Annotated in this window: 25 protein-coding genes and 1 pseudogene; 16 read left to right on the plus strand and 10 right to left on the minus strand. The window is 67.0% G+C overall.

The window, feature by feature from the left end; translation table 11 throughout:
- Nucleotides 1-5: 5 nt before the first annotated feature.
- Nucleotides 6-1,412, minus strand: coding sequence for an MFS transporter (locus E3T48_RS16420; RefSeq protein ID WP_134525083.1), 1,407 nt, complete (start codon nucleotides 1,410-1,412; stop codon nucleotides 6-8).
- Complete coding sequence (deoD, locus tag E3T48_RS16425) at nucleotides 1,412-2,176, minus strand: purine-nucleoside phosphorylase (RefSeq protein WP_478213395.1); 765 nt, start codon at nucleotides 2,174-2,176, stop codon at nucleotides 1,412-1,414. Before deoD ends, E3T48_RS16420 begins: the two co-directional genes overlap by 1 nt.
- An 86-nt stretch (nucleotides 2,177-2,262) precedes the next feature.
- Between deoD and E3T48_RS16430 the strand changes: the two genes are divergently transcribed.
- The 3 genes from E3T48_RS16430 (at nucleotide 2,263) to E3T48_RS16440 (ending at nucleotide 3,993) form a co-directional block, all read left to right on the plus strand.
- Nucleotides 2,263-3,054 (plus strand): GntR family transcriptional regulator, encoded by a 792-nt coding sequence (locus E3T48_RS16430; protein ID WP_134525084.1) that lies wholly within the window; start codon nucleotides 2,263-2,265, stop codon nucleotides 3,052-3,054.
- A 119-nt stretch (nucleotides 3,055-3,173) separates the two neighbouring features.
- Entirely contained in the window at nucleotides 3,174-3,626 is a 453-nt protein-coding gene (locus tag E3T48_RS16435; RefSeq protein WP_134525085.1) for an XRE family transcriptional regulator, read from the plus strand.
- A gap of 28 nt (nucleotides 3,627-3,654) precedes the next feature.
- The gene (locus tag E3T48_RS16440; RefSeq protein ID WP_134525086.1) at nucleotides 3,655-3,993 is read left to right on the plus strand and encodes a HepT-like ribonuclease domain-containing protein; all 339 of its coding nucleotides are present in this window, start codon (nucleotides 3,655-3,657) and stop codon (nucleotides 3,991-3,993) included.
- Nucleotide 3,994: 1 nt separating this feature from the next.
- Here the strand turns inward: E3T48_RS16440 and E3T48_RS16445 are convergent, their stop codons facing one another.
- A complete protein-coding gene (locus E3T48_RS16445) occupies nucleotides 3,995-6,091 on the minus strand; it encodes a nuclease-related domain-containing DEAD/DEAH box helicase (RefSeq protein ID WP_134525087.1) in 2,097 nt (698 codons plus the stop codon).
- 328 nt (nucleotides 6,092-6,419) lie between these two features.
- Between E3T48_RS16445 and E3T48_RS16450 the strand changes: the two genes are divergently transcribed.
- Both E3T48_RS16450 and E3T48_RS16455 read left to right on the plus strand, forming a co-directional pair.
- Nucleotides 6,420-6,650, plus strand: coding sequence for a hypothetical protein (locus E3T48_RS16450; RefSeq protein WP_134525088.1), 231 nt, complete (start codon nucleotides 6,420-6,422; stop codon nucleotides 6,648-6,650).
- Nucleotides 6,631-6,954, plus strand: coding sequence for a type II toxin-antitoxin system PemK/MazF family toxin (locus tag E3T48_RS16455; protein WP_241986888.1), 324 nt, complete (start codon nucleotides 6,631-6,633; stop codon nucleotides 6,952-6,954). Before E3T48_RS16450 ends, E3T48_RS16455 begins: the two co-directional genes overlap by 20 nt.
- A 240-nt stretch (nucleotides 6,955-7,194) precedes the next feature.
- On the opposite strand, the gene E3T48_RS16460 is transcribed toward E3T48_RS16455, so the two are convergent.
- Complete coding sequence (locus E3T48_RS16460; RefSeq protein WP_134525090.1) at nucleotides 7,195-7,899, minus strand: esterase/lipase family protein; 705 nt, start codon at nucleotides 7,897-7,899, stop codon at nucleotides 7,195-7,197.
- On the minus strand, nucleotides 7,896-8,723 hold the full coding sequence (locus tag E3T48_RS16465) for an alpha/beta fold hydrolase (protein ID WP_134525091.1): 828 nt from the start codon (nucleotides 8,721-8,723) through the stop codon (nucleotides 7,896-7,898). Before E3T48_RS16465 ends, E3T48_RS16460 begins: the two co-directional genes overlap by 4 nt.
- A 307-nt stretch (nucleotides 8,724-9,030) precedes the next feature.
- Between E3T48_RS16465 and E3T48_RS16925 the strand changes: the two genes are divergently transcribed.
- The 4 genes from E3T48_RS16925 to E3T48_RS16480 all read left to right on the plus strand — a co-directional run bounded on the left by E3T48_RS16925 (nucleotide 9,031) and on the right by E3T48_RS16480 (nucleotide 11,321).
- Complete coding sequence (locus E3T48_RS16925) at nucleotides 9,031-9,183, plus strand: hypothetical protein (protein WP_166789782.1); 153 nt, start codon at nucleotides 9,031-9,033, stop codon at nucleotides 9,181-9,183.
- Between the two features lie 125 nt (nucleotides 9,184-9,308).
- On the plus strand, nucleotides 9,309-9,473 hold the full coding sequence (locus E3T48_RS16470; RefSeq protein ID WP_134525092.1) for a HepT-like ribonuclease domain-containing protein: 165 nt from the start codon (nucleotides 9,309-9,311) through the stop codon (nucleotides 9,471-9,473).
- A 778-nt stretch (nucleotides 9,474-10,251) separates the two neighbouring features.
- Complete coding sequence (locus E3T48_RS16475) at nucleotides 10,252-10,893, plus strand: MFS transporter (RefSeq protein WP_134525093.1); 642 nt, start codon at nucleotides 10,252-10,254, stop codon at nucleotides 10,891-10,893.
- A 155-nt stretch (nucleotides 10,894-11,048) separates the two neighbouring features.
- A complete protein-coding gene (locus tag E3T48_RS16480) occupies nucleotides 11,049-11,321 on the plus strand; it encodes a hypothetical protein (protein WP_134525094.1) in 273 nt (90 codons plus the stop codon).
- Nucleotides 11,322-11,419: 98 nt separating this feature from the next.
- On the opposite strand, the gene E3T48_RS16485 is transcribed toward E3T48_RS16480, so the two are convergent.
- A complete protein-coding gene (locus E3T48_RS16485) occupies nucleotides 11,420-12,460 on the minus strand; it encodes a diacylglycerol/lipid kinase family protein (protein ID WP_134525095.1) in 1,041 nt (346 codons plus the stop codon).
- Between the two features lie 403 nt (nucleotides 12,461-12,863).
- Between E3T48_RS16485 and rraA the strand changes: the two genes are divergently transcribed.
- Nucleotides 12,864-13,331, plus strand: a complete 468-nt coding sequence (gene rraA, locus E3T48_RS16490) for a ribonuclease E activity regulator RraA (RefSeq protein WP_134525096.1) — start codon at nucleotides 12,864-12,866, stop codon at nucleotides 13,329-13,331.
- 137 nt (nucleotides 13,332-13,468) lie between these two features.
- Here the strand turns inward: rraA and E3T48_RS16495 are convergent, their stop codons facing one another.
- Nucleotides 13,469-14,242 carry an alpha/beta fold hydrolase gene (locus tag E3T48_RS16495; protein ID WP_134525097.1) on the minus strand — a complete coding sequence of 258 codons (774 nt, stop codon included), beginning with the start codon at nucleotides 14,240-14,242 and terminating at the stop codon, nucleotides 13,469-13,471.
- A gap of 24 nt (nucleotides 14,243-14,266) precedes the next feature.
- Here E3T48_RS16495 and E3T48_RS16930 point away from each other — a divergent pair, with 24 nt between their 5' ends.
- The gene (locus E3T48_RS16930) at nucleotides 14,267-14,479 is read left to right on the plus strand and encodes a hypothetical protein (RefSeq protein ID WP_166789783.1); all 213 of its coding nucleotides are present in this window, start codon (nucleotides 14,267-14,269) and stop codon (nucleotides 14,477-14,479) included.
- 71 nt (nucleotides 14,480-14,550) lie between these two features.
- Here the strand turns inward: E3T48_RS16930 and E3T48_RS16500 are convergent, their stop codons facing one another.
- On the minus strand, nucleotides 14,551-15,150 hold the full coding sequence (locus tag E3T48_RS16500) for a histidine phosphatase family protein (RefSeq protein WP_134525098.1): 600 nt from the start codon (nucleotides 15,148-15,150) through the stop codon (nucleotides 14,551-14,553).
- Nucleotides 15,151-15,334: 184 nt separating this feature from the next.
- Here E3T48_RS16500 and E3T48_RS17670 point away from each other — a divergent pair, with 184 nt between their 5' ends.
- The 4 genes from E3T48_RS17670 (at nucleotide 15,335) to E3T48_RS16515 (ending at nucleotide 18,277) form a co-directional block, all read left to right on the plus strand.
- Entirely contained in the window at nucleotides 15,335-15,754 is a 420-nt protein-coding gene (locus E3T48_RS17670; protein WP_420898391.1) for a DUF7715 family protein, read from the plus strand.
- A gap of 153 nt (nucleotides 15,755-15,907) precedes the next feature.
- The gene (locus E3T48_RS16510; protein ID WP_420898392.1) at nucleotides 15,908-16,849 is read left to right on the plus strand and encodes a DNA-methyltransferase; all 942 of its coding nucleotides are present in this window, start codon (nucleotides 15,908-15,910) and stop codon (nucleotides 16,847-16,849) included.
- Nucleotides 16,846-17,001 carry a hypothetical protein gene (locus E3T48_RS16935; RefSeq protein WP_166789784.1) on the plus strand — a complete coding sequence of 52 codons (156 nt, stop codon included), beginning with the start codon at nucleotides 16,846-16,848 and terminating at the stop codon, nucleotides 16,999-17,001. Before E3T48_RS16510 ends, E3T48_RS16935 begins: the two co-directional genes overlap by 4 nt.
- Nucleotides 17,002-17,503: 502 nt before the next feature.
- The gene (locus E3T48_RS16515) at nucleotides 17,504-18,277 is read left to right on the plus strand and encodes an endonuclease/exonuclease/phosphatase family protein (protein WP_134525100.1); all 774 of its coding nucleotides are present in this window, start codon (nucleotides 17,504-17,506) and stop codon (nucleotides 18,275-18,277) included.
- A gap of 48 nt (nucleotides 18,278-18,325) precedes the next feature.
- Here E3T48_RS16515 and E3T48_RS16520 read toward each other — a convergent pair whose 3' ends face one another.
- Entirely contained in the window at nucleotides 18,326-18,670 is a 345-nt protein-coding gene (locus tag E3T48_RS16520) for an A1S_2505 family phage non-structural protein (RefSeq protein WP_134525101.1), read from the minus strand.
- 219 nt (nucleotides 18,671-18,889) lie between these two features.
- Nucleotides 18,890-19,867 (minus strand): NAD(P)H-quinone oxidoreductase, encoded by a 978-nt coding sequence (locus E3T48_RS16525; RefSeq protein WP_134525102.1) that lies wholly within the window; start codon nucleotides 19,865-19,867, stop codon nucleotides 18,890-18,892.
- 335 nt (nucleotides 19,868-20,202) lie between these two features.
- Between E3T48_RS16525 and E3T48_RS16530 the strand changes: the two are divergent.
- Nucleotides 20,203-21,843 (plus strand): annotated as a pseudogene (locus E3T48_RS16530) (NAD-glutamate dehydrogenase domain-containing protein); the annotation flags it as partial.

The raw sequence follows: 21,843 nt of genomic DNA on the forward strand, positions 1-21,843 counted from the left end.
TGTCCTTAATTGGTGACGGGTGCGGGTGCGCGCTCGCCTTGTCGCTCCAGGACCGCGACGAAGGCGCGGTAGAGCACCAGGCCGAGGGCGGCCACCGCCGCGAGAATCAACAACACCGTTCCGTAGGAGGCCGCCTGGTCGGTACCGGCGATCCCCCCAAGCAGGTTGGGCTTCAGATTCATCAGTGCTGCGGTGTAGGCGATGCCGATCGGCACGGCAATGTTGATGGTGAGGTTGTAGAAGCCGATGGCGATACCAGAGTTCTCGACCGGCACCCGCCCAATGGCGGTCGACACGAGGGGGCCGTACATCAACGCGAAGCCCATCCCGAACAAGATCATCGAGATCACGAATATCCCGATCCACTTGTCCACCACCAGAGCCGGGATCAGCATCGAGGCGATGATCACGATCAACGCCGTAGTGATGGCCTGCTTGGATGTGAGGACCCGGGCGATTTTGCCGGTGGCCGAGCCGACTATCACGGCGGCGATGTAGCCGGGGATCAGCAGCAGGGAGACCTCTCCGAGGTTGAAGCCGTAGATGTCGGATACCAGGAACGGGAAGAGGAAGGTGTAGCCCAGCTGGACCGAGTAGATGACGAAGACCACGATGATCATCAGCGAGTATTGAGCGTTGGCGAAGAACGCGATGGTGATCACGGCGTTTTCGTGGGTTCGGATGTGCCAGATGAAGAGGATCAGCCCCGCGACGACTGGCATCAGGTACCACAAGTTGAAGTTCTGCATGAACAGGATGATGCCGGTGGCGAACACCGCGATCAGAAAAAGCCCGAACACGTCTACGTGGCCCTCATTTGTTGCCTCAGCACGAACCGTACGCAGCACGACCGGGATGGTCAGCAGGGAAAGTAAGGTGACCAGGAAGAAGGCTGCCCAGCCGATGTAGGTGGCGATGAAGCCGCTGCCGACGGTGCCGATCAGTAGCGACAGCTGGAAGGCTGCGGTGCTGAAGCCCAGGTACTTCTTCTGCTCGTCGCCCCTGAAATGCTTGGTGACGTAGATCACGTAGAGGGTCTCGGCGGCCGCCAAGCCGGCGGTCTGGATCAGCCGGCCGACTAGGATCAGCAGGAAGTTGGTCTGGAAGATGAAGCCGATGATCGACCCGATCGTCATCACGAGGATCGCGAAAATGATGAGTTTCCGGATACTGATCGAGTCGGCCAGCGCGGCGTAGACCACGGCACCGATCCCGATCAGGATGCCGGTCAGCGTGGCTTGCAAGCTGACAGTGTTGACGGGCAGGTTGAGATTCTGCGCCAGCGCCGGCGACATGAACTTGAAGCCATTGTCCAGCACCAGCGAAAACACGAAGAGGAACAGCAGGATGGGGACGGCCCGGGTCGGTTGGAAGACCTGGGTTGGACGCGTGGCGTGAGTCGTGGTGCTCATCAGATCAGTTCCAGCGCGATCTCGATCATTCCTGTGAAGGCGGTCTGCCGTTCCTCGGGGGTGGTCTTGGCGTTGGTGACGAGCTGGTCGCTAACAGTGAAAATGCCAAGCGCATCGACGCCCCCGGCCGCGGCGTTGGCGAACAGACCTGCCGACTCCATCTCGGCGGCCAAGATGCCCATCTTCATCCACTTCCCCATGGCGTCGGGATCGGCGCCGTAGAACAGGTCGGACGAGAGCACATTGCCCACGTGGGTGCGTTGACCGCGCTCGTCGGCGATCCGTTTGGCGTGCTCGAGCAGCCTGTACGACGACAGCGGCGCCCATGAACCGGGCAGGTTGAACTGGTTCAGGTAGTTGGAGTCGGTCGACGCGCCCTGGGCGATAACTACGTCGTAGAGCTCCATGTTCTCCTGCATGGCGCCGCAGCTGCCCACCCGGATCAGGTTCTTGACCCCAAAAAAGTGGATCAGCTCGTAGCTATAGAGCGAGATGGATGGGATGCCCATACCCGTGCCCATTACGGACACGGGCCGCCCTCGGTAGGTGCCCGTAAAACCCAACATGTTACGAACCTCGTTGAAGCAGCGGATGTCGTCGAAGTATGTCTCGGCGATGAACTTCGCTCTCAGCGGGTCCCCCGGAAGGAGGATCGTCTCGGCGATGTCCACCCCCTTCGGATCGATGTGCGGCGTGCTGCTCGTGGGGGGATATAGGCCCTTCATCGTTGACGGTGATCCGACCCTCGTGGTGGTTGAACTCATGTTGACTCCTTCGTCTATGCAGTATGAGGTTATACCTCTTGAGTATCATGTCAAATGTGATACGTTCAGCGTGACAAGGAGGTCTCGTGACGACCCGTTTAGAACCGCATCCGTTCTTGCACCAGCAGCTCCACCTCACCGTCGGCCAGCCGATTCGAGTCGCGGTCTACACGCGGCTCGCGGATGGAATCCGCTCCGGCGTGTTCCGGCTCGGCGAAATGCTGCCGAGGGAAACGGAGCTCTCGGCGATGCTCGGCGTCAGCCGCACACCCGTACGCGAGGCGCTGATGCTCCTCGAAGAAGACGGGTTACTGGTCACCCGTCGCGGAGTTGGGCGATTCGTCACGGACTTCATCCCGCACGGCGGACTGGAACAGCTGCGGCCATTTGAGATCGCCTTAGCCGACCCGAACATGACGTTGACTGTCCAGCCGGTGCGCTTCGAGTTGGAACGGGTGACAGACTTCGTGTCCCACCGGCTCTCGCTCGACCCGGCTGCCAACGCCTGGATCCGCGAGAGCGTCTTGCTGCAGGACGGCGTCCCCGTTGCCACTGTGCAAGAGCATCTCCCCGCTGGGCGCTACCTCAGTGATGTGAGCGCGCGAATCGCAACCGAACTCTCGGAGATCGCCGCCGAACCACGAACACTCCTCGCATCCATGCAGGCCAACGGCCACGTCTTCACAAACGGCGTGTGCCAGATCGTCGCAACGGACGCTGGCCCCACGCGAGCGAAACCGCTGAACATAGGGCCGTCAGCGGCGGTCCTCATCCTCACCCAGACAGCGGAACACGGCGGAGTTCCGATCTACGCCGCAAAATGTGTCGTCGCGTCCGGTCACGGGTCACTCTCGGTAAGGCAACACAACCCGAACTAGTGGTGCTTTTCGGCGGGGATCAGGCCGCGGAGAGCCGGCATGGACGCCCAATGGGTGCCGGTCGCCACACGAGGGCAGTCCGGCGCGCACTTCGTATAGCCTCGAGCTATAATCTCGGCATGAGTGCGTCGACCCGGATTCTTGAAGCGCGTGCACGGGCCGGTCTCTCGCAGAGCCAGCTGGCCCTGCGTGCCGGAGTTCCGCAGCCCAACCTCTCCGCCTACGAGGCTGGTCGGGTGCAGCCGCGGCCGGAAACCCTCGCTCGCATCCTGGCTGCCACCGTTGAGCGGCCGTCGCTCGTGCTGGCGCGCGAGCGGGACCGCGTGCTCGAACTGGCCGGCCACCGCGGGGCCGGCGCGGTGAGGGTCTTCGGCAGCATCGCCCGGGGCACGGATGCCGCCGGCAGCGACATCGACCTTCTCGTCACCTTCGCCCCCGACGCTTCGATTCTCGATGCGGCCGGGCTCGTGCTCGACCTCGAGGAACTCCTCGGCGTGCACGTCGACGTGATGAGTGACCGGGCCGAGGGCGGTATCCGCGACCGGGCTGTCGCCGAGGGAGTGCCGTTATGAACACCACTTACAGCGGGAGCGTTGCCCGATGACTCACGAATTCGACCGAACGGATGCGCTGCTGGCCGACATCCGTGACCTGGTTCGTCACGCAAACCTCATCACCGCTCGCGGGCGGGACGTGTTCTTCGACCGGGCTGATCGCACCCAGCAGCTTGCCGCGAAAGCCATCGTGATCGACCTGCAGACCGCCGTCGAGCGGTTACCGGAGGGATATCGGGACCGGCACCCGCACGTCGCGTGGGCTGAGTTGCGGGCGATGCGGAAATATCTCGCGCACGATTACGCGAACACGGACTACCAGATCGTCTGGAACGCGCTCGTCACGGACTTTCCGCGGCTGCTGGTGCAGCTGGGGATTGCGTAGGTCACGCAGAGGATCCCTGCGCCGCGATGCAGCCGACCCACACTTCGTCGCGAGCGCGGGTGATGCCCACGAACAGTTCGCGGCGGTCGCGCTCGTCGCGTTCGATCTGCGAATCGGTCCACCCCGCTCCGGTGACGCCCGGGGACATCAGGCGTTCGGCGATCCAGGGCAGCAGCACTTGCTTGAACTCGAGCCCTTTGGCACGCTTGATCGTGCCGACCTTCACGGCATCCGTTGGGCCACCGTCGTAATCGGTGAGTTCGATCACGGGAATCCCCGCGGTGCGAAGAAGCGTCACCGCGTCGCGCACCTGCCAGGTGGTGAAGCAGAGCACGCCCACGTCACCCCAGCCCACACTCACGCTCTGCGTGGCCCGACGGATGCGCTGCACCAGTCTGCCGTCGTGCTCGGTTCGGGTGCGCGCCCGGGCGAAGAGCGGGCGTTCGCCGTGCCTGGGCGAGGTGATCGCGGCGGCGCTGGCGGCGGTGCCTTCGATGTCGACATAGCTGGCTCCGTCGACGACGCGGGCCGCCAGGGCGAGGATCTCGGCGGTGTTGCGGTAGTTCATGTCCATGATGACACCGCGGCCGGCGACAGAGAGGCCGGCCTCGGCGAGGGTGTAACCGCCGGGGTAGATGGTCTGTTGGCCGTCGCCGATCAGGGTGAAGGCATCCGCACCGTCACCGGCCACGGAGGCGAGCATGCGGATCATTGCGCACGACAGGTCCTGAGCCTCGTCGACGATGACGGCGGTGTACCCGACCATCGGTTTGGCGCGCAGAGCCGCTTCGGCGAGCAGAATCAGGTCGGCGAAGTCGTGCACCTCGCGAGTGCGCAGAAGCGATTCGTAGCGCTGGTAGAGCGCCCAGACCGAGCGGCGCTGATCGAGGGTAAGGCGGCGGCGCCGGCCGATGCGGGCACAGTCGGCGTACTCATCGAAGGTGGTGAGACCGCGGCCCTTGATCACGTGGTCGAGTTCCTCCCGCCAGTAACGGGAGTTCGTGTCGATTGTCGTCAGCGGGCCGCAGGTCTGCTTCCACGCCTCGTCGAATGACTGATCGGCCAGCTTGGTGCTGACACGCACGTCGATGCCGCGCTCGTCGAGCACCTTGCGGGCGAATTGGTGCACGCCGCTGAACTCCACGCGACCCGCGACATCCGGTGCCATGCGGCCGAGCAGGTTGCTCAGCACATCGGGCAGCGTGCGCACGAAGGTGGTCACGAGCACGCGGGCGTTCGCCTGCGACCGTGCCAAGTACGCGGCACGGTGCAGCCCCACGACGGTCTTGCCGGTGCCGGCAGCCCCACGGATGCGGGAGGGCCCGTTGAAACTGCGGCGCACCAACTTGGCCTGGTCGGGATGTAGGAACGTCATCCACTCCTCGATCGGAGGGGCGAGGAGTCCCTCGAGGATCGCGGCCTCGATGTCGCTCTCGCTCGGGAGATGGTCCAGATCGAGAGCTGGTTCCGGGCCGATGATCGGTTCGGGCAGGGTCACATCGACCGGGGCCGGCGCGCCAATCAAGGGGAAGTGCTTGATCGCGGCGGCCAGCACCTGCTCGACGGCAGACGCGGTGAGGCGCTGCCCGCGTCTGGCGATGTGGCGCACGATGTCGCCTTCGCCGACAATCTCGACCCCTCCAACCGACGCGTTGACGCCCTTGTGCCCGGCGAAGACGACCACGGGTCGCACCTCGCCCGGGGCGAGGCCGATCTCGGCCAGAGCCGCCTCCGTCTTCCACGCGAGGTCGGCCAGACCGTCGAACTCGTCGGTGACATCGGCCTGCCCGCGGAAGACCCGGCCCGCCGCGATGATCGGGTCCTTCCAGGCCTTGGTGTCCACGATGAACAGGCCGCCCGGTCCGACGACGACCATGTCGACCTGAGCGCGACGGCTGCCGGGCCACTGACGATCGGGCAGGAAGTAGTAGCCAGCCGCGGCGAGGGGGGCGAGAACGTGGGCGATGCGCTTTTCGCTGTCGGCGGCGGCGAAGTAGTTCGCGGCCTTCGCCCGTGAGGATTCAGCGGCGAGCGCGTGCGCTTCTGAGAGCGCCAGTTGACGCGTCGCTTCGCTCCAAGCCGATCCGCCTGCCGACATCCGTTCCCCCGAACCTAGATACTGGCTGAGCTTATCGGCATGTACTTGGTCGGGGTCGTGTTCAGCCGTGGCTGATTCAGGAGATCCGAGGTGGGCAGGATGCCGCGGCCGCGGAATCCTGCAGATGGTCGAGGTGGCTCCCACCGATTTCCTGAATAGGCCACGCACCGCAGCCGTGCGCCCGTGTTCGTGTGGTCAGATCGTCGTCTGAATCCGATGCCACACCGGCAACGCGACCACCCTCACCGTGCGCGGGACGTGCGCAGGAGACCTCATCACAGCGAGATGCGTAGTGGATTCGTTTTACATATCGTCTTACAATGGCGTCATGGCCTCGATAAACTTCCGAACGGATGAACGCGCACAGCGGGCTCTGGACGAGCTGACCGCCGACGGATCGACGGTGTCGACGGCCATTCGGCAGGCGCTGGTCGACGCGGCTCGTCTGCGTCGGCGGGAGAAGATGCGCTACGAGTCGGCGGCTCTGCTGGATGACGACGCCGATCGTGCGGAAAGTCGTGCGGTGCTCGACGTGATGGATGACCTGCGTGCGCGGTGACATCCACCGTCTGACGGCGCCCCGCGGAGGCCGTGGTCATGAACAAGCCGGTGCTCGATACGCCATCATCGTTCAATCAGACGACCTCTCCCTCTCCACCGTTCTGGTTGCACCCACCTCGCGGTCAGCCCGGCCCCGGAGCTTTCGGCCGACAATCACGATCGGCGACGAAACGACTCAGGTGCTCGTCGAACAGACGGCTGCGGTCGCGCCGGAACGCCTCGGAAGCCTCGTGGGCCACGTCAGTCGGGCCGAACTGGACGGGATCGACGCCGCTCTCCGGTTGGTGCTACAGCTCGACTAGAGCCGTTTCGTGCCGCACGAGGTGGGAGCGGATGTCGGGCAGCCGCAGCCCTTCGAGGGCATCCGCGATGAGGAGAGAGTGCCGCCGCGCCCACTCCCGCAGGGCGCCCCCGCAACGGCGCGCGCGCCCTGCGGAAACGGGCGCGGCCTGAGAGCGGACACGCAGATGATTCTCGCTGGGGTCGCGGCAGGGCTCTGCGGGTATCGCACGGGCCGCGGTAGGGCTCCCGTGTCAGTGGGGTCAGACCACCGGCGTGGCGGCATCCGTCACCGCGTTGAGGACAGCCCGCACGGTGCTCGGGTCGCCGAGTATGCGGAAGTGCCCGCCGACGCTGAGCTGGATGTTGCGGGCGCCGAGAAGTTCACTGCCCTCGGGGATGTGCGGGTCGAACACTCCGTAGATGGACACGATGCGGTGGTTGACCCGGTCGTCCAGCCCGAGGTCGTGCAGGGCGGCGTTGGTGGGGGCAAAGGCGCGGATGCTCGGCACCATTAGGTAACGCGCATAGCGGGAACCGGCGAAAGGAGCACTGATCGCGGTCATTGCGGTCACCCGATGCTCGGGGTCAACGGTCGTCATGAGCTGTTTGCCGATCAGGCCGCCCTTGCTGTGCGCCACGATGATGACGTCGTTCAGGTTCTCCCGCTCGAGGTGGGCGGCGACGGTCGCGGCGGCATCCGTCAGGGAACGCCGGTTGCGGCCCAGCGCCGCCACCACGTGCACCGGATGCCCGTGGTCGTGCAGAATCTGGATCAGCGGCCGCATGAACTGCCAGGACTCGTACACCCCGGGGATGATGACGATCGGCGCGCCGGCACCGGAGTGGAAGTCCACCGGCCGGGCGCGGGAGAGGGAGGCGCGGGTCTGCCCCGTCACCGCGTAGGCATAGTCGAGCATCCACCACCAGGCCTCGCGCAGACGGCGACTCAGCAGACGGCGACTCATGGGGCAGGATGCGCGACCGGCGGATGCCGCTGGGCGTGTCCCTCGATGCGGGCGGCAACCTGCACGGCGGCGCTGTGGTGCACCAGATGGCGGTGCCCCGCGACCTCCAGGAGATGCCCGTCCGGCGCGGCGGCGGCCAGCGCCGCACACCAGGCGCTGCCAGAGACGGGATCGCTGGCGCCTCGGATCACGAGGGTGGGGGAGCGCACCTCGCGCAGTGCCAGGTCGGTGCGGTACTCGAGCATGGGGGCGAGTTCGGTGGAGAACCAGCGCGGGCCGCACTCGAGGTAGTCGCGGAAGACGATCAGATTGCCCGACGGCGTCTCCTTGACCACATCCCGGGTCAGGCCCATCGCCTGGTGCAGGGCCGTCGCCCGGCGGGGATCGGTGACGGGACCGATGAGAACCAGGTGGGAGACGGCATCCGGGCGTTGCCGGGCCAGCTCCGTGACGAATTGGGCGCCCATCGAATGGCCGACCAGGACCGCCCGCGGCACCTGGAGTTGATCAAGAAGCCGGCCGAGCAGGCCGCCGTATTCTTCGACCGCGAGAGGCCGCCCGGGGGTGCGGGTGCCGCCGAATCCGGGAAGGTCGAGCGAATGGGTGTGCCCGGTGACGGCCAGGCTCTTCTGGATCCGGCGGTAGTAGCGGTGCGACGCGCCGATGCCGTGCACCATCAGGTAGGTCGGCACCTCCGGCGAACGCGAGGCGCTCGCCATGGAGTGGACGGTGAACTGATGCCCATCCACCTCGACGCTGCGGCCACGGGTGGTCTCGGCGACTCCGCGCCGTCGTTCGGCACTCGCACGGTCGGTGCTCGTCACGGGGATTCCTTCGGGTTCATGTGCGGGAATACTAGCGTCCTACGGCTTGGGGCGGGCTGTGACATCCGTTGCTGGATCCGTCACTGAATCTGCTACTGATGCTGTCACTGAAGCCGTCACTGATGCCGTCACTGATGAGACGGACCCGGGCCGGATTTGTCACGCCCACGTCGGCGCGTTCTGGCTGCTCCCGCTCGCTGCCGCGAATCGTCGGCGCGCAGCCTCCGCTCTGGCGACGCCGCCCGGTACCGTCCAATTTCAGGCTCCCCCGGAAGGTGCGGGCGGCATCCGTTCGTATGATCACCTCGTGGCCGTCTCGATCGACCCGGATCGTGCCTATCGGGGTGAGCTCGCCGACGTTACGGGGGAGATCGCGGAACGGGCCTTCGACGACCGGCCTGACGTGGCCGAGGTCGATCGGGCGCTGGCGGCGCTCAGTTCTCGCCCCAGACATCCGTGACCTGGTGCGTCATGCAGACCTCATCACGGCCCGCGGCCGCGAGGTGTTCTTCGACCGGGCGGATCGCGCCCAGCAGCTCGCCGCCAAGGCCATCGTGATCGACCTGCAGACCGCGGTCGAACGGGTTGTCCGAGGGGTATCGGAACCAGCATCCGCAGGTCGCCTGGGCCGAGCTGCGCGCCCTGGGGAACTATCTCGCGCACGATTACACGAACACCGACTACCGGATCGTCTGGAATGCCCTCGTCACCGACTTCCCGCGGCTGCTGGTGCAGCTGGGGAATGCGTAGCTGCTGTTTCCCCACCGGCCTCGTACGGCCGGGACCACCGCGATCCGCGTGATCACCGTGATCCCCGCGACGGCCGGGACGCCGATCGATGCGGGCCGTGTGGGCCGCCCCGCGTGCGCAACTCCTGCAGATTCTGTTCGTCGCGCGAGTTGCCCGCGTAATCACGCGGGAGTTTCGAAGAGAACCTCCATTTTGCAGGAGTTGTGCAACACGGGGGTGCGGCTGGGGGCGGAAGAACGACCGCCCGGAAATCTGACGCGGATTGCTGGCATTCGTCACACCGACCGCACGACACGATCGATTTTCGGCCGGCGCGACGGTTGACGCCCCGGCTGGAGTCCCGTCGGCGCCCCGTCTGGCGTCCTGTCCAGCCTCCTCTGGCGTCCCGTCGACGCGTCCTCTGGCGTCCTGTCCAGCCTCCCGCCCGGCGAACGGTCCGGCCTTTCTGTTCGGTGTCCCGATCAGCGTCCCCTAACAGGCTCTGCGCGTAGTTCGGTGGCTAACTCCTGCAAATGCCGGGACGCGCGCCGTCGATCCGCGGAAACATGCAGAAGTTTGGGCGGGCTCCATGAAATTGCAGGAGTTAGCCACCGGGAAGCGGGGGTGAGCTGTGCCAACGGAGGACCAACAGGTCGAGATCGGCCGGTGAGCGCCCGGGAATGCGCCGGGAACGGCGCCGGTCCTGGCTGCTCGCGCACCTTCACCTTCGCGATCGTGATGATGGCGCTGTTCGGCACCGTCATCCTGCTGCCGATCTAGAGGCCGACCCCGCCTGCTCGTGACCGGGTCGGCGATCGTGAGCGCGGTGTTCTGGGCGATGACTCCGCTGGGCTCCGACACCTCCCAGTGGTGGGTGCTGGCCGCCCACGTCACCCTGAGCTTCGGCCTCGCGCTTCTCTTCACCCCGCTGTTCACCGCGGGTCTGGCCGCCGTGCGCCCCGAGCTCTACTCCCACGGCAGCGCCACGGTCGGCACCGTGCAGCAGCTCACGGGGGCGGCCGGCACCGCGCTGTTCGTGACCGTGATGGCATCCGTCGCCGCGTCGCGCCTGGCCGGCGGGGCAACGGATGTCGCGGCCACCTCCGCGGGAATCCACGCCGCGTTCCTCTGCGGCGCCGTGATCTCGTTGTTCGCGATCCCCGCCGCGTTCTTCATCCGCCGCACGGTGGCCTCGGTGGTCAAGCCCGGTCGGTGGTCGAGCCGTCACCGGTGGTCGAGGGTGCTCCGGTGGTCGAGCCTGTCGAGACCGGTCGCGCTGTGTGATTTCGACGAGCTCAATCACCGGTGGTCGAGGGTGCTCCGGTGGTCGAGCCTGTCGAGACCGGTCGCGCTGTGTGATTTCGACGAGCTCAATCACCGGGGGTCGGTGGTCGAGGGTGCTCCGGTGGTCGAGCCTGGCGAGACCGGTCGCGCTGTGTGATTTCGACGAGCTCAATAACCGGGGGTCGGTGGTCATGGCGGTGACGGCATCCGTCGCCCGGTTTCACCTGAAGGCCTTGCGAAATACCTGATCGAAGGCCTGAATGGCGCATGGCTTCGACATCCCGAATTGTCGGATACTCAGACACTGACAACGTGTGGTTTGTGTACAGCGTGCCGGAATGTGAGGAGCTGAGCGGCCACAGCACCAGGGACGAGGCGGTCGGCGCTGCGGTCGCGGAGGCGACCCGCGGCGGCTGGCTGACGGTGCACTACAGCGACGGGGCGGTTGAGTCCCAGCAAGAGTACCCGGCAGTGACGGAATCGTCGGACGCGGCGACTCCGTCCGGAGCAGATCCGCCTCGGACGCTCGAGGCCGCTGCATCGTCGTTCGCCTCCTCGCCCGGCACCTGCCCGGCAGCATGCTGAACCGGCGGGGCGACTGAACCGGCGGGGCGCCTGAACCGACTCGGCTCGCCCGCCGGAGCGAACTCGGCTCGGCGCCCGGCGCGGCGGCCGGGCTCGGCCTACCCGGCGTCGTTCGGCACGCGCACGGTGAGGCTGCCCGGGTCGATCCAGGTCTTCAGGGCGACGGCCTTGCCGAACTCGTCGCCGTCGAGTTCGATCTCCTCGGGACGGTGAAGGCGCAGAATCAGCTCGGTGCCGGTCGCGTAGTTGAGGGCGTCGACATCCTTCGTCTGGAATTTGCGCCCCAGCGGTGTGCGGGCGAGTACCCCGTTCTCCCAGATCACCTTGGACACGATCTGCAGCCAGCCGAGAACACCCTCGGGCTTGAGCACGACGATGTCGAAGACCCCGTCGTCGACCGCGGCATCCGGCAGCAGCACGATCTTGGCGGGCAGCGAGCCACAGTTGCCGACCATGATCGTGTGAGCGCGCATGGATTGCGTCGGCTGCTTGTTCAGACTGTAGCGGAAGTGCAGGTCGTTCTTGTCCTGGCCCACGGCGGCAAGGGCCTTCACGTAGGCCAGCCAGCCGACCTTCGCCTTGAGCGCGTCGTCGGTGTTGGCGAGCATCTTCGCGTCGAGGCCGAGCCCGGCCATCACGAGGTAGGCGTGCCGGTCGACCGTGCGGTCGCCCCGTTCGATCTCGATCATGGCCACGTCGATGGCCCGGTCGAACCCGGTGAACGCCGCGTGGATCGACTGCTCGGGATCGTCGAGCACCAGCTTCAGATTGCGGGCGAGCAGGTTTCCGGTGCCCGACGGCAGCAGGGCGAGCGAGCAGTCGGTGCCATGCACGATCTCGGCGACCGCGCGCACCGTGCCATCGCCGCCGGCCACGATGATGACGGATGCCCCCGCCTCCAGCGCCTGCCTCGCCGGACCCTGGCCGGGGTCATCCGCCGAGGTCTCGAACCACAGGGTCTCCGGCCAGCCTGCGGCCGACTCCTCGGCCGCGACGGCGCTCTTGAGCGCGGCGAGGTCGACCTTGATCGGGTTGTAGACGACCGCGGCGAGGCCCGGGCGGGCGGTCTCGGGGGTGCGGATGGCCTGGTCAGACTGGGGCAGGTCGGTGCTCGTCACGGGGGTGTCCTCCGGGTTCATGTGCGGGAATTCTATCGCCTTGCAGATTCGGCGGTCACGGGGATGCGACATCCGTCACTGATAAGACGGGCCTGCGCCGGATTCGTCACGCCGCCCCCGGTGGTCGAGGTTGCCCCGGTGGTCGAGGTTGCCGAGACCCGGTTGATTTCGACAGGCTCAATCACCGGGCGGTGGTCGAGCTTGTCTCGGTGGTCGAGCTTGTCGAGACCCGGTTGATTTCGACAGGCTCAATCACCGGGCGGTGGTCGAGCTTGTCGAGACCCGGTTGATTTCGGCAGGCTCAATCACCGGGCGGTGGTCGAGGTTGCCCCGGTGGTCGAGCTTGTCGAGACCCGCTGAGCGCCGCTACCGTCGGCGTCGTACGCTGGAGGAACCGCACGTCCGACGAAGCCGAGGGGTACCGATGACCGAGCTCACTGCCGATCTCTACGACGAGCACGGGGAGGACCTCCAGTCCGTCGCCACTCAGTTCCAGTCGCTGGGCGGACGCGCGCGCTTCAGCGGCCCGATCCGCACCGTGTCGTGCTTTGAGGACAATGCCCTGGTCAAGTCGATTCTCTCGACGCCGGGCGACGGCGCCGTGCTTGTGGTCGACGGCGCTGGATCGCTCCGCAGCGCTCTGATGGGCGACATGATCGCCGAAAGCGCGGTCGCCAACGGCTGGGCTGGTGTCATCATCAACGGCGCCATCCGCGACCGGGTCGCCATCGGCGCCCTCGACCTCGGGGTCAAGGCGCTCGGCAGCAACCCGCGCAAGAGCGCCAAACGGGGCTTCGGCACAGCGGATGCCGTGGTCGAGATCGACGGAGTGAGCTTCACGCCCGGCCGCACGGTCTACTGCGACGAGGACGGCATCCTCGTCGAACGCTAGGCGCAGCCATTCTCACCCCGTGCGAGTTGAGTTGCGGACAAGACATCTTCGCGGTCGATGCCACGTCGATGCCACGTCGATGCCAAGGCGCGAAAGAGGTGTTGTGTCCGTAAGTCAGACAGCGGCAGGGCGGTGGGCTAGGCGAAGAACCCGATCAGCACCGGCGCGAGCGCGGCCGGATTGACGTTGTGGTCCTGCCCGTCGAGGGTGAGCCGCCGGGCGCCGGGGATCGCCCCAGCGGTGACGGATGCCGCGGTGCCCGCCCACGACGGGCTGTCGGCACCGTCGATGAGCAGCGTCGGGGCGGCGATCTTCCCGAGCCGGTCGGCGTGAACCAGCCCGTCCCCGACCAGCGCGAGGTCGTAGGGGAGCGTGTGCGCCACGGCGAGCATGCCCGGCCACCAGGGCTGCCGGGTCATGGCGGCCACACCGTCGGGATTCGCGCCGATGCCGAGCAGGAACAGGGTGGCGGCCTTGTCGCGGTCGTCGGCATCCGTCGCGGCGCGCACCTCGTCCGCCCAGCCGAGGGAACCCGGCCCGTTCTCCTCGGCGGTGAACGGCGGCTCGTAGGCGACCACCTTTGTGATCGGCAGCCCGGCGGCGGCGGCCTCGAGCGCGAGCACGGCTCCGGAGGAGTGCCCGTAGATCATCGCGGACCCGCCGGCCGAGTCGATCAGCGCCGCGAGATCCTCGACCTCGCGCGCGATGAGATACGGCTGCGTGTCGGTGCTGTCGCCCCGGCCCCGCCGGTCATAGACGAAGACCGTGAAGTGCGAGGCGAGCAGCGGCACCAGCGCGCCGGGCGACATCCGTGTGTTGAAGGCGCCGCCTGCGACGATCACGGCCGGCCCGGTTCCCGTCTTCTCGTACGCGATCATCGTGCCGTCGGCGGATTGCGCGGTCTGGAACATCGGGGACTCCCTCGTCGGTGGCGCATGGCGTTGCTTCGATTGTGGCGCATCCGCCCGGCATCCGCCCGGCATCCGCCCGGCATCCGCCCGGCCTCCGCCCGGCCTCCGCCCGGCCTCCGCCCGGCCTCCGCCCGGCCTCCGCCCGGCCTCGCTCTCGACGCCACCATGGCGGGGCTGGCCCGTGACATGCCGAAGCCCAGCTGGGCCCGCGGGGCGCCCCGGTGCAGTTGCGCGTAGCGGAGCTGCGGGCGGAGCGTCCCCGCCGGGCAGTGAGCCGGGCCTGACCGGCGCTGCGGCCGTGCGCCGGGTCAGACCACAGGGTCCATCGAGTTGAGGTGACAGGCGTCGTTCCACATCTTCAGCACGCGGTTCTCGCGCTCCCAGCCGAGGGTGGACACCGTCGCGGTGCCGAGGCTCAGATGGCGGCCCGCGGCTGCAGGCAGCCCCATCCAGCGGGCCGTCATGATCCGCAGGAAGTGCCCGTGGGCGAACACGCCGACCGGCCCGGGGGCAGCCAGGCAGCGTTCGATGGCCAGATCGGCCCTCGCGCCGACCTCGTCGGAGGTTTCGCCGCCAATGAGGGGGGAGGTCCACACCGACCAGTCGGGCTCCGTCAAACGGATGTCCGCGGTCGTGCGACCCTCGAACACGCCATAGTCCCATTCGAGAATGTTCTCGTCGGGCATGCCTTGGTCGGCATACCCTGCGCGCTGCATGGTCTCCCAGGCGCGTTTCAGGGGGCTCGACAGCACCAGGGAGAAGTCCCGGCCGTCCAGCATCTCGCCGAGGGCATCCGCCTGCTGCCGGCCGAGGTCGGTCAGCGGGATGTCGGTGCGCCCGGTGTGCCGCCCGGAGATGCTCCACTGGGTCTGCCCGTGCCGCACCAGCACGATGTCGCTCTGGGCCATCTCGGTTCCACCTTCGCGTCCCACGGCTTTGCTCGCCCGTGCTGACGAGTCTATGCATAGGTGTCCGGCGTCCTCCACGGCGATGTGGGAGGCAATGTCGGTGGTTGTCGCTACCGTGAGATTCAGTTGAACAGCTGCTCACCGACTGCTCCCTGACGCTCGTGCCGAGAACAAGGAGAAGACAATGAAGGCTTTGGTGGCGACCCGATCCACACAGGGAAGCAGGCCGAGCGACGCAAATCGCTGCACCGAGGGGGAGTTGGTGTTCATGCTCGACCCGTGCCTGACCAGTTGGCTCGATCCCTATGGCCGAGAGTGCTCGTGCGGGCGCTCGTTCCTCGGGATGAGTTCTCTCCAGTCCACGACAACGGCAAGGGTGAGCAAGGTCCCCGGACTCACCGTTGCGGGCTACGAGGAGGCTCTGGCGGCGTGCTTCGTCGCCGAGGGCTGGTGTCGCGATTGTTTCGTGCGTGAGGCACCGGACATGCTCGACAATCTCGTCAGCTTCGCCGCCGCCCTGCCCGTCGGCGCCGTCGTGGAACGGCGACTCGACACGCTCCACGTGCGCAGGGTCGGTCGGGCCGGCAGGAAGCGCACGAGCTGAAGGGATAGTGCCGCCGACGCTTGATTGAGACCGTGACCATGCTGCGGTGCCTGGAAGTGGCGGCGCGGGGCTCGGGAACCGGGTGGGCCGAGTCTGAAGCGGCGCAATCCGGTGGGTCATCGATGGTCAGACCTGTCGAATAGTGTGACGTGCATGAGTCTTGCCCCGGAACCCATCATGCCCAAGCCGCTCTGGAATCCGGGAGGCGACAATCTCGTCGTGAAAGGGGACAATCTCGAATTCCTGAAGACCCTCCCGGACAGCAGTTTTCGATTGATCTACATCGACCCGCCATTCAATACCGGCAAGATCCAGACTCGACAGACGATGAAGACCACACGTTCCGCAACTGGATCTCGTATTGGGTTCAAAGGGCAGTCCTATGAGACTGTGAAGGGGATCGCCTACGGATACAACGATACATTCGGCGACTACTGGGAATTTCTTGAGCCGCGGCTTGAGGAAGCGTGGCGTCTCCTAGCTGACGATGGCACGCTCTACCTTCACCTGGACTACCGCGAAGTCCACTATGCGAAGGTTCTTTTGGACGCACTCTTCGGTCGAGAGAGTTTCCTCAACGAAATCATCTGGGCCTATGACTATGGCGCGAGGGCCAAAAGGAAGTGGCCCGCGAAGCACGACAATATCCTTGTGTATGTGAAGGATCCGGAGCGGTACTTCTTCAACAGTTCCGAAGTAGACCGCGAACCGTACATGGCCCCCGGACTCGTAACGCCCGAGAAAGTCGCGCTCGGCAAACTGCCCACGGATACGTGGTGGCACACGATTGTCTCTCCCAACGGGCGAGAGAAGACGGGGTATCCGACCCAGAAACCAATGGGAATTCTTCGGAGAATTGTCCAGGCAAGCAGTGAGCGAGGTGACTGGGTTCTCGATTTCTTCGGTGGCAGCGGCACGACTGGTGCTGCGGCCAGAGAACTCGATCGCAAGTTTGTCCTGGTGGACCTGAACCCTGAGGCAATACAGGTGATGAAGAATCGACTTGGCAACGGAATGCTGGGTTCGGCGGTGACTTTTATCGATCTGGATTCACCGACATCCGAGCTCCCTTCCGTGCCTGTGGTCCCAGAGTGACTCTCCCACTCCGCAGCATCCTGCCGATCGTCCACGACCAGGACCGCGCCTACTTCGGCCCCAAGGCCGGCGCCGAGAGGAAGACCAGGCCGGCTACCTCGACGGCGGCCTGGCCCGTTTCGGCGCGAGCTACGTCGGCGAGCCCGACCTGATCGCCGCGCAGCTGGCCGCCGACGCGGCGGTGCGCGAGGCGGACACGGTGCTGGTGACCATCCCGAACCTGCTCGGCGTGGCCTGCACCGCGCACCTGCTCGGGTCGGTCGTGCGTCACGTGGCCCCGGCCCTCGGCTGGCGCTGACCCGGTCCCCGCCCCCATCCGGTCCCCGCCTCCATCCGTTCCCCGCCTCCATCCGTTCCCCGCCTCCATCCGTTCCCCGCCCCCATCCGGTCCCCCCCCCATCCGGTTTGTCCCGCGGCTCATGTGCATAACTCCTGCAATTCGTGGATGCTGCCGGCCCCTCCCGCGGAATCCCGCGGGACTTCGGAGCCGGGCCGTGAATTTGCAGGAGTTACGCACGAGGGGCGGCCGAGCCCCGTCGGCGGCCGAGCCCCCGTCGGCTGCCGAGTGGCCACCCGCCGGATACTCGATTGGCAGTTCTCCGCCGAGGAAAAGTAGGCTGGAAGCCCATCCATCGAGTCGGAAACAGGTCTGCCGTGAGGGTCATCAGCTACAACCTCCGCAAGAACCGTGCCAGCGGTGAGCTCAGCACGCTGGACGATCAGTTCGAGCCCGACGTCCTCTGCCTGCAGGAGTGCGACACGCTCGAGCTGCCGGCCGAGATCGGTCTGCTTCACCTGGCCGACTCCACCCTGACCAACCGGCTCGGCCTTGCGATCTACTATCGCAAGGACCGGTTCGAGGCCGTCAAGACGCAGGCGTTCGCGCTCAAGAAATCCCTGCACGACCTGCTGCTGACCCCGGCCCACGAACGCCTGATCGGCACCCGGCTGATCGACCGGGTCGCCGACCGCGAGCTCGTCGTCGCCTCGTTCCACGCCGCGCCCCTCACCGCGCTGAACTCCCTCCGCCGCAATCAGATCCGGGCGGCGCACGAAGAACTGAACCTGCTCGGCCCTGGCCTGCCCACCCTGATGGTCGGCGACTACAACTACCCGATCTTCAAGCGCAACCTCGGCGACAAGATCAACAAGTCCGGCTACGACCTCACCCTGAGCGACTCGCGCACCTACACCCGCTACAAGTTCTTCCGCGGGCACTTCGACCTCGCGACCTCCACCGGCCTCACCATCGACAACGTCGAGACGCTGCCGCAAGGCACCTCTGACCACATGCCGATCCTCGTCACGTCCACCTACACCGACGAGTCAGTTCACGAGACCGTTCGCCAGTCCGCCAGGCAGGTCCTGCGAGAGACCGATGGGCCCGGGAGGACCTCGGTGGGCGTGCCGGAGGAGTTCGACATCTAGTCGCAGCCGGGCCGGGCCGGGCATCCGTCGGCCCGCCGGGTCAGCCGGTCAGTGGAACCGTTCGGGCAGCAGGACGTTCGCGGCCGCCCCGCCGAACAACGGCGCGACCTCGGCGGGGGAGTAGCCCGCGATCCCGCAGCCGACCTCGGTGACCAGGAACGTGAGTTCCGGATGCGTGGCCGCGAACCCCAGGAACGTCGCCACCTCCGCGGCGAGCGTCTCGAACCCGCTCATCGAGTCGATCGCATACGACTGGCCGTGCAGCCCGTGCCCCTCGCCCCAGACCGCGCCGAACTCTTCCAGCGCCGTCGCGGCCGCCCCGCCGCCGTGCCAGCCGGCGGCATTGGATCCGAACACGAAGACCTCTCCCGGCGCCAGCTTTGTGATCAACATGCCCGCCAGTGTAGAGCGGCGGTCAACCTCCCCGGTGGTCGAGCCGTGGTCGAGCCTGTCGAGACCCGCGAGCCTTGATTTCGACGGGCTCAATCACCGCCGGTGGTCGAGCGGTGGTCGAGCTTGTCGACCCCGAGACCCGCGAGCCTTGATTTCGACGGGCTCAATCACCGCCGGTGGTCGAACGGTGGTCGAGCCTGTCGAGACCCGCAACCGACCTCAGGGAACCAGCACGATCTTGCCCACGTGAGCGGATGCCTCCATCCGCCGGTGAGCGTCCGCCGCCTCGGCGAACGAGAACCGGCTGTCGATGACCGGGCGGAAGGCTCCGGACTCCAGCCAGGGCCAGACATCCGTGAGCAGGCCGCGCATGATCGCGGCCTTCTCCTCGAACGGGCGGGCGCGGAGCGTGGTGCCCCAGTAGCGACCGCGCTTCTGCATCAGGTGGAACGGGTCGAAGCCGGCGTTCTCGCCGCTCTGGTTGGCGATCACCATGATGCGCCCGCCCACGGCCAGCGCGTCCACGTTGCGCGCCGCGTAGGAGCCGCCGATGATGTCGAGGATCACGTCGGCGCCGTGCCCGTCGGTGGCGGCCTTGAGCTCGGCGGGGAAGTCCTGCTCGCGGTAGTCGATCAGGATCTCCGCCCCGAGGCTCCGGCACACGGCCAGCTTCGCCGCCGACCCGGCCGTCACGGCCACCCGCGCGCCGGCCAGCCGGCCCAGCTGAATCGCGGTGGTGCCGATGCCGCTGGCGCCGCCGTGCACGAGCAAGGTCTCGCCGGCAGTCAGGCTGGCACTCAGGAACAAGTTGGAGAACACGGTGGCCAGCGCCTCGGGCAGCCCGGCCGCGTCGACGAGGTCGACCGAGTCCGGAACCGGCAGGGCCAGGTCCTCGTGCACCACGGCCTCGGTGGCGTACCCGCCGCCCGCCAGAAGGGCGCAGACCCGGTCGCCGACCGCGAACCGGGTCGCCTCGGCCCCGACCTCGGTCACCACACCGGATACCTCGAGCCCGGGCCAGTCCGGCGCCCCGGCCGGCGACGGGTAGCTGCCCAGCCGTTGCGCCACGTCCGCGCGGTTCACGCCGGCCGCGGCCACCTGAATCCGGATGTCGCGGGGCCCGGCGGGCAGGTCGGCGACGGCGCTGAGTGTGAGGGCTTCGGGGCCCCCGGGGGACTTCACAATGATTGCGCGCATCGCGTCAGCCTACGCTCGTCACTGGTGTCTGACGTCCGGGGTGGGTGGGATCTCGACGGGCTCGATCTCCGGGGTGGGTGGGATCTCGACGGGCTCGATCACCGGGACGGCTCGATCACCGGGGTGGGTGGGATCTCGACGGGCTCGATCACCGGGACGGCTCGATCACCGGGATGGGCTCGATCACCGGATCGGCGTCCGCCCGGTGGTTCGGTCTGCGGAACCCGGCTGGCGAATCTACGATGGTAGACAGGGGGCGTGGCAGTCGCATGCCCCGGATCGTACGCACGTAATTCCGCAATGACGCGGAGATTTTCTGATGGAGGCCTATTTCAATGACGTCTGAGTCCACCCGCACCGGACAATCCCCGGCAGGCAGCACACTCGACGCTCTCCTGGGCGACTACTACGAGCACCTGGCCCGTGAAGACGCCCAGAACTACCCCACCGAGCTGCTCCGGGCACGGGCCGTCCACCACTGGGAGGTCGCCCGAACTCGCACTCCCCGCACCCCGAACATCGAGATCCGGAACGAAGCCGGCCGCAGCGTCGTCTACATCGTCACCGACGACATGCCATTCCTGGTCGACTCGGTCACCGCGGAGCTGGTGCGCCAGCACTCGGCAATCCACCTCGAGGTTCACCCGCTGCTCGTCGTGAGCCGGGACCGGGACACCAACGAGCTCATCGGCGTCACCCGCGTGCACGGCGGCGACGGTGCCCGGCCCGGTGCCGCCGACGAAACCGTCACCCAGGTCGAGTCGTGGATCGCGATCGAAATCGAACCCGCCAACGACGACGCGCGCCCCGCCCTGGTCGCCGGGCTCGCCAAGGTGCTCGGCGACGTGCGCGCCGCGATCGAGGACTGGCAGGCCATGCGCACGAAGGCCGTGCAGATCGCCGACGCGCTCGGCGACGTCGCCCACGCCGAGGGCATCCAGGAGATCAAGCAGGCGCAGGACCTGCTGCGCTGGCTCGACCGCGACAACTTCACCTTCCTCGGCTACCGGGAGTACGACCTGGAGACCGTCGACGGGGAAGACGTGCTGAGCATCCGTGACGGCAGCGGCCTGGGGCTGCTGCGCTTCACCGACGACGGCCACCAGATCCAGCACCTGACGGATGCCGGCCGGCTCAAGGCGCGCGAGCGCAGCGCCCTGGTGATCACCAAGGCGAACTCGCGGTCGAGCGTGCACCGGCCCGCGTACTTCGACTACATCGGGATCAAGAGTTTCGACGCAGACGGCAACGTGCGTGGGGAGCAGCGATTCATCGGCCTGTTCGCCGCGACCGCGTACACGAGCTCGGTGCGGGACGTGCCGATCCTGCGCGAGAAGGTCGACGCCGTGATGGCGCAGGCCGGGTTCCCGCCCGGGTCGCACAGCGGCAAGGAACTGCTCGGTATCCTGGAAACCTACCCCCGCGACGAGCTGTTCCAGATCGACGTGCCCACCCTGTTCACCACCGCGCTCGCCATCCAGCGGCTGCAGGAGCGGCGTCGCACCCGGCTCTTCCTCCGCCCGGATGTCTACGGCCGGTTCATGACCGCGCTGGTCTACTTTCCCCGCGACCGGTACACCACGGCCGTGCGCCTGCGGATCGAGAAGGAGTTGCGGGACACCTTCCACGCGGAGTCCGTCGACTTCGAGGCCCGGATGACCGAGTCCGCGCTGGCCCGGCTGTTCTTCCGGATCCGGTTGCAGAAGAACGACACGGTCGGCGTCGTCGACGCGGCCGCGCTCGAGCACCGGCTGGTGATGGCGGTGCGGTCCTGGCCGGAGGGTATCGGCGAGAAACTGCGCGAGAGCTACCCGCTGGAGGCGGCGGAGCGCCTCTCCGAGCTGTGGTCGGAGGCGTTCCCCGCCAGCTACCGGGTGGACTATGAGCTTGAGGAGGCCCTGGAAGACATCGGGCGATTCGAGGCCGGCGCCGCGGCGGCCGCTGCGGCGCGCGCCGCCGGCACCGGGCCGGCCAAG

Origin of the sequence: Cryobacterium fucosi (assembly GCF_004403515.1) — a bacterium.
Lineage (GTDB): Bacteria > Actinomycetota > Actinomycetes > Actinomycetales > Microbacteriaceae > Cryobacterium > Cryobacterium fucosi.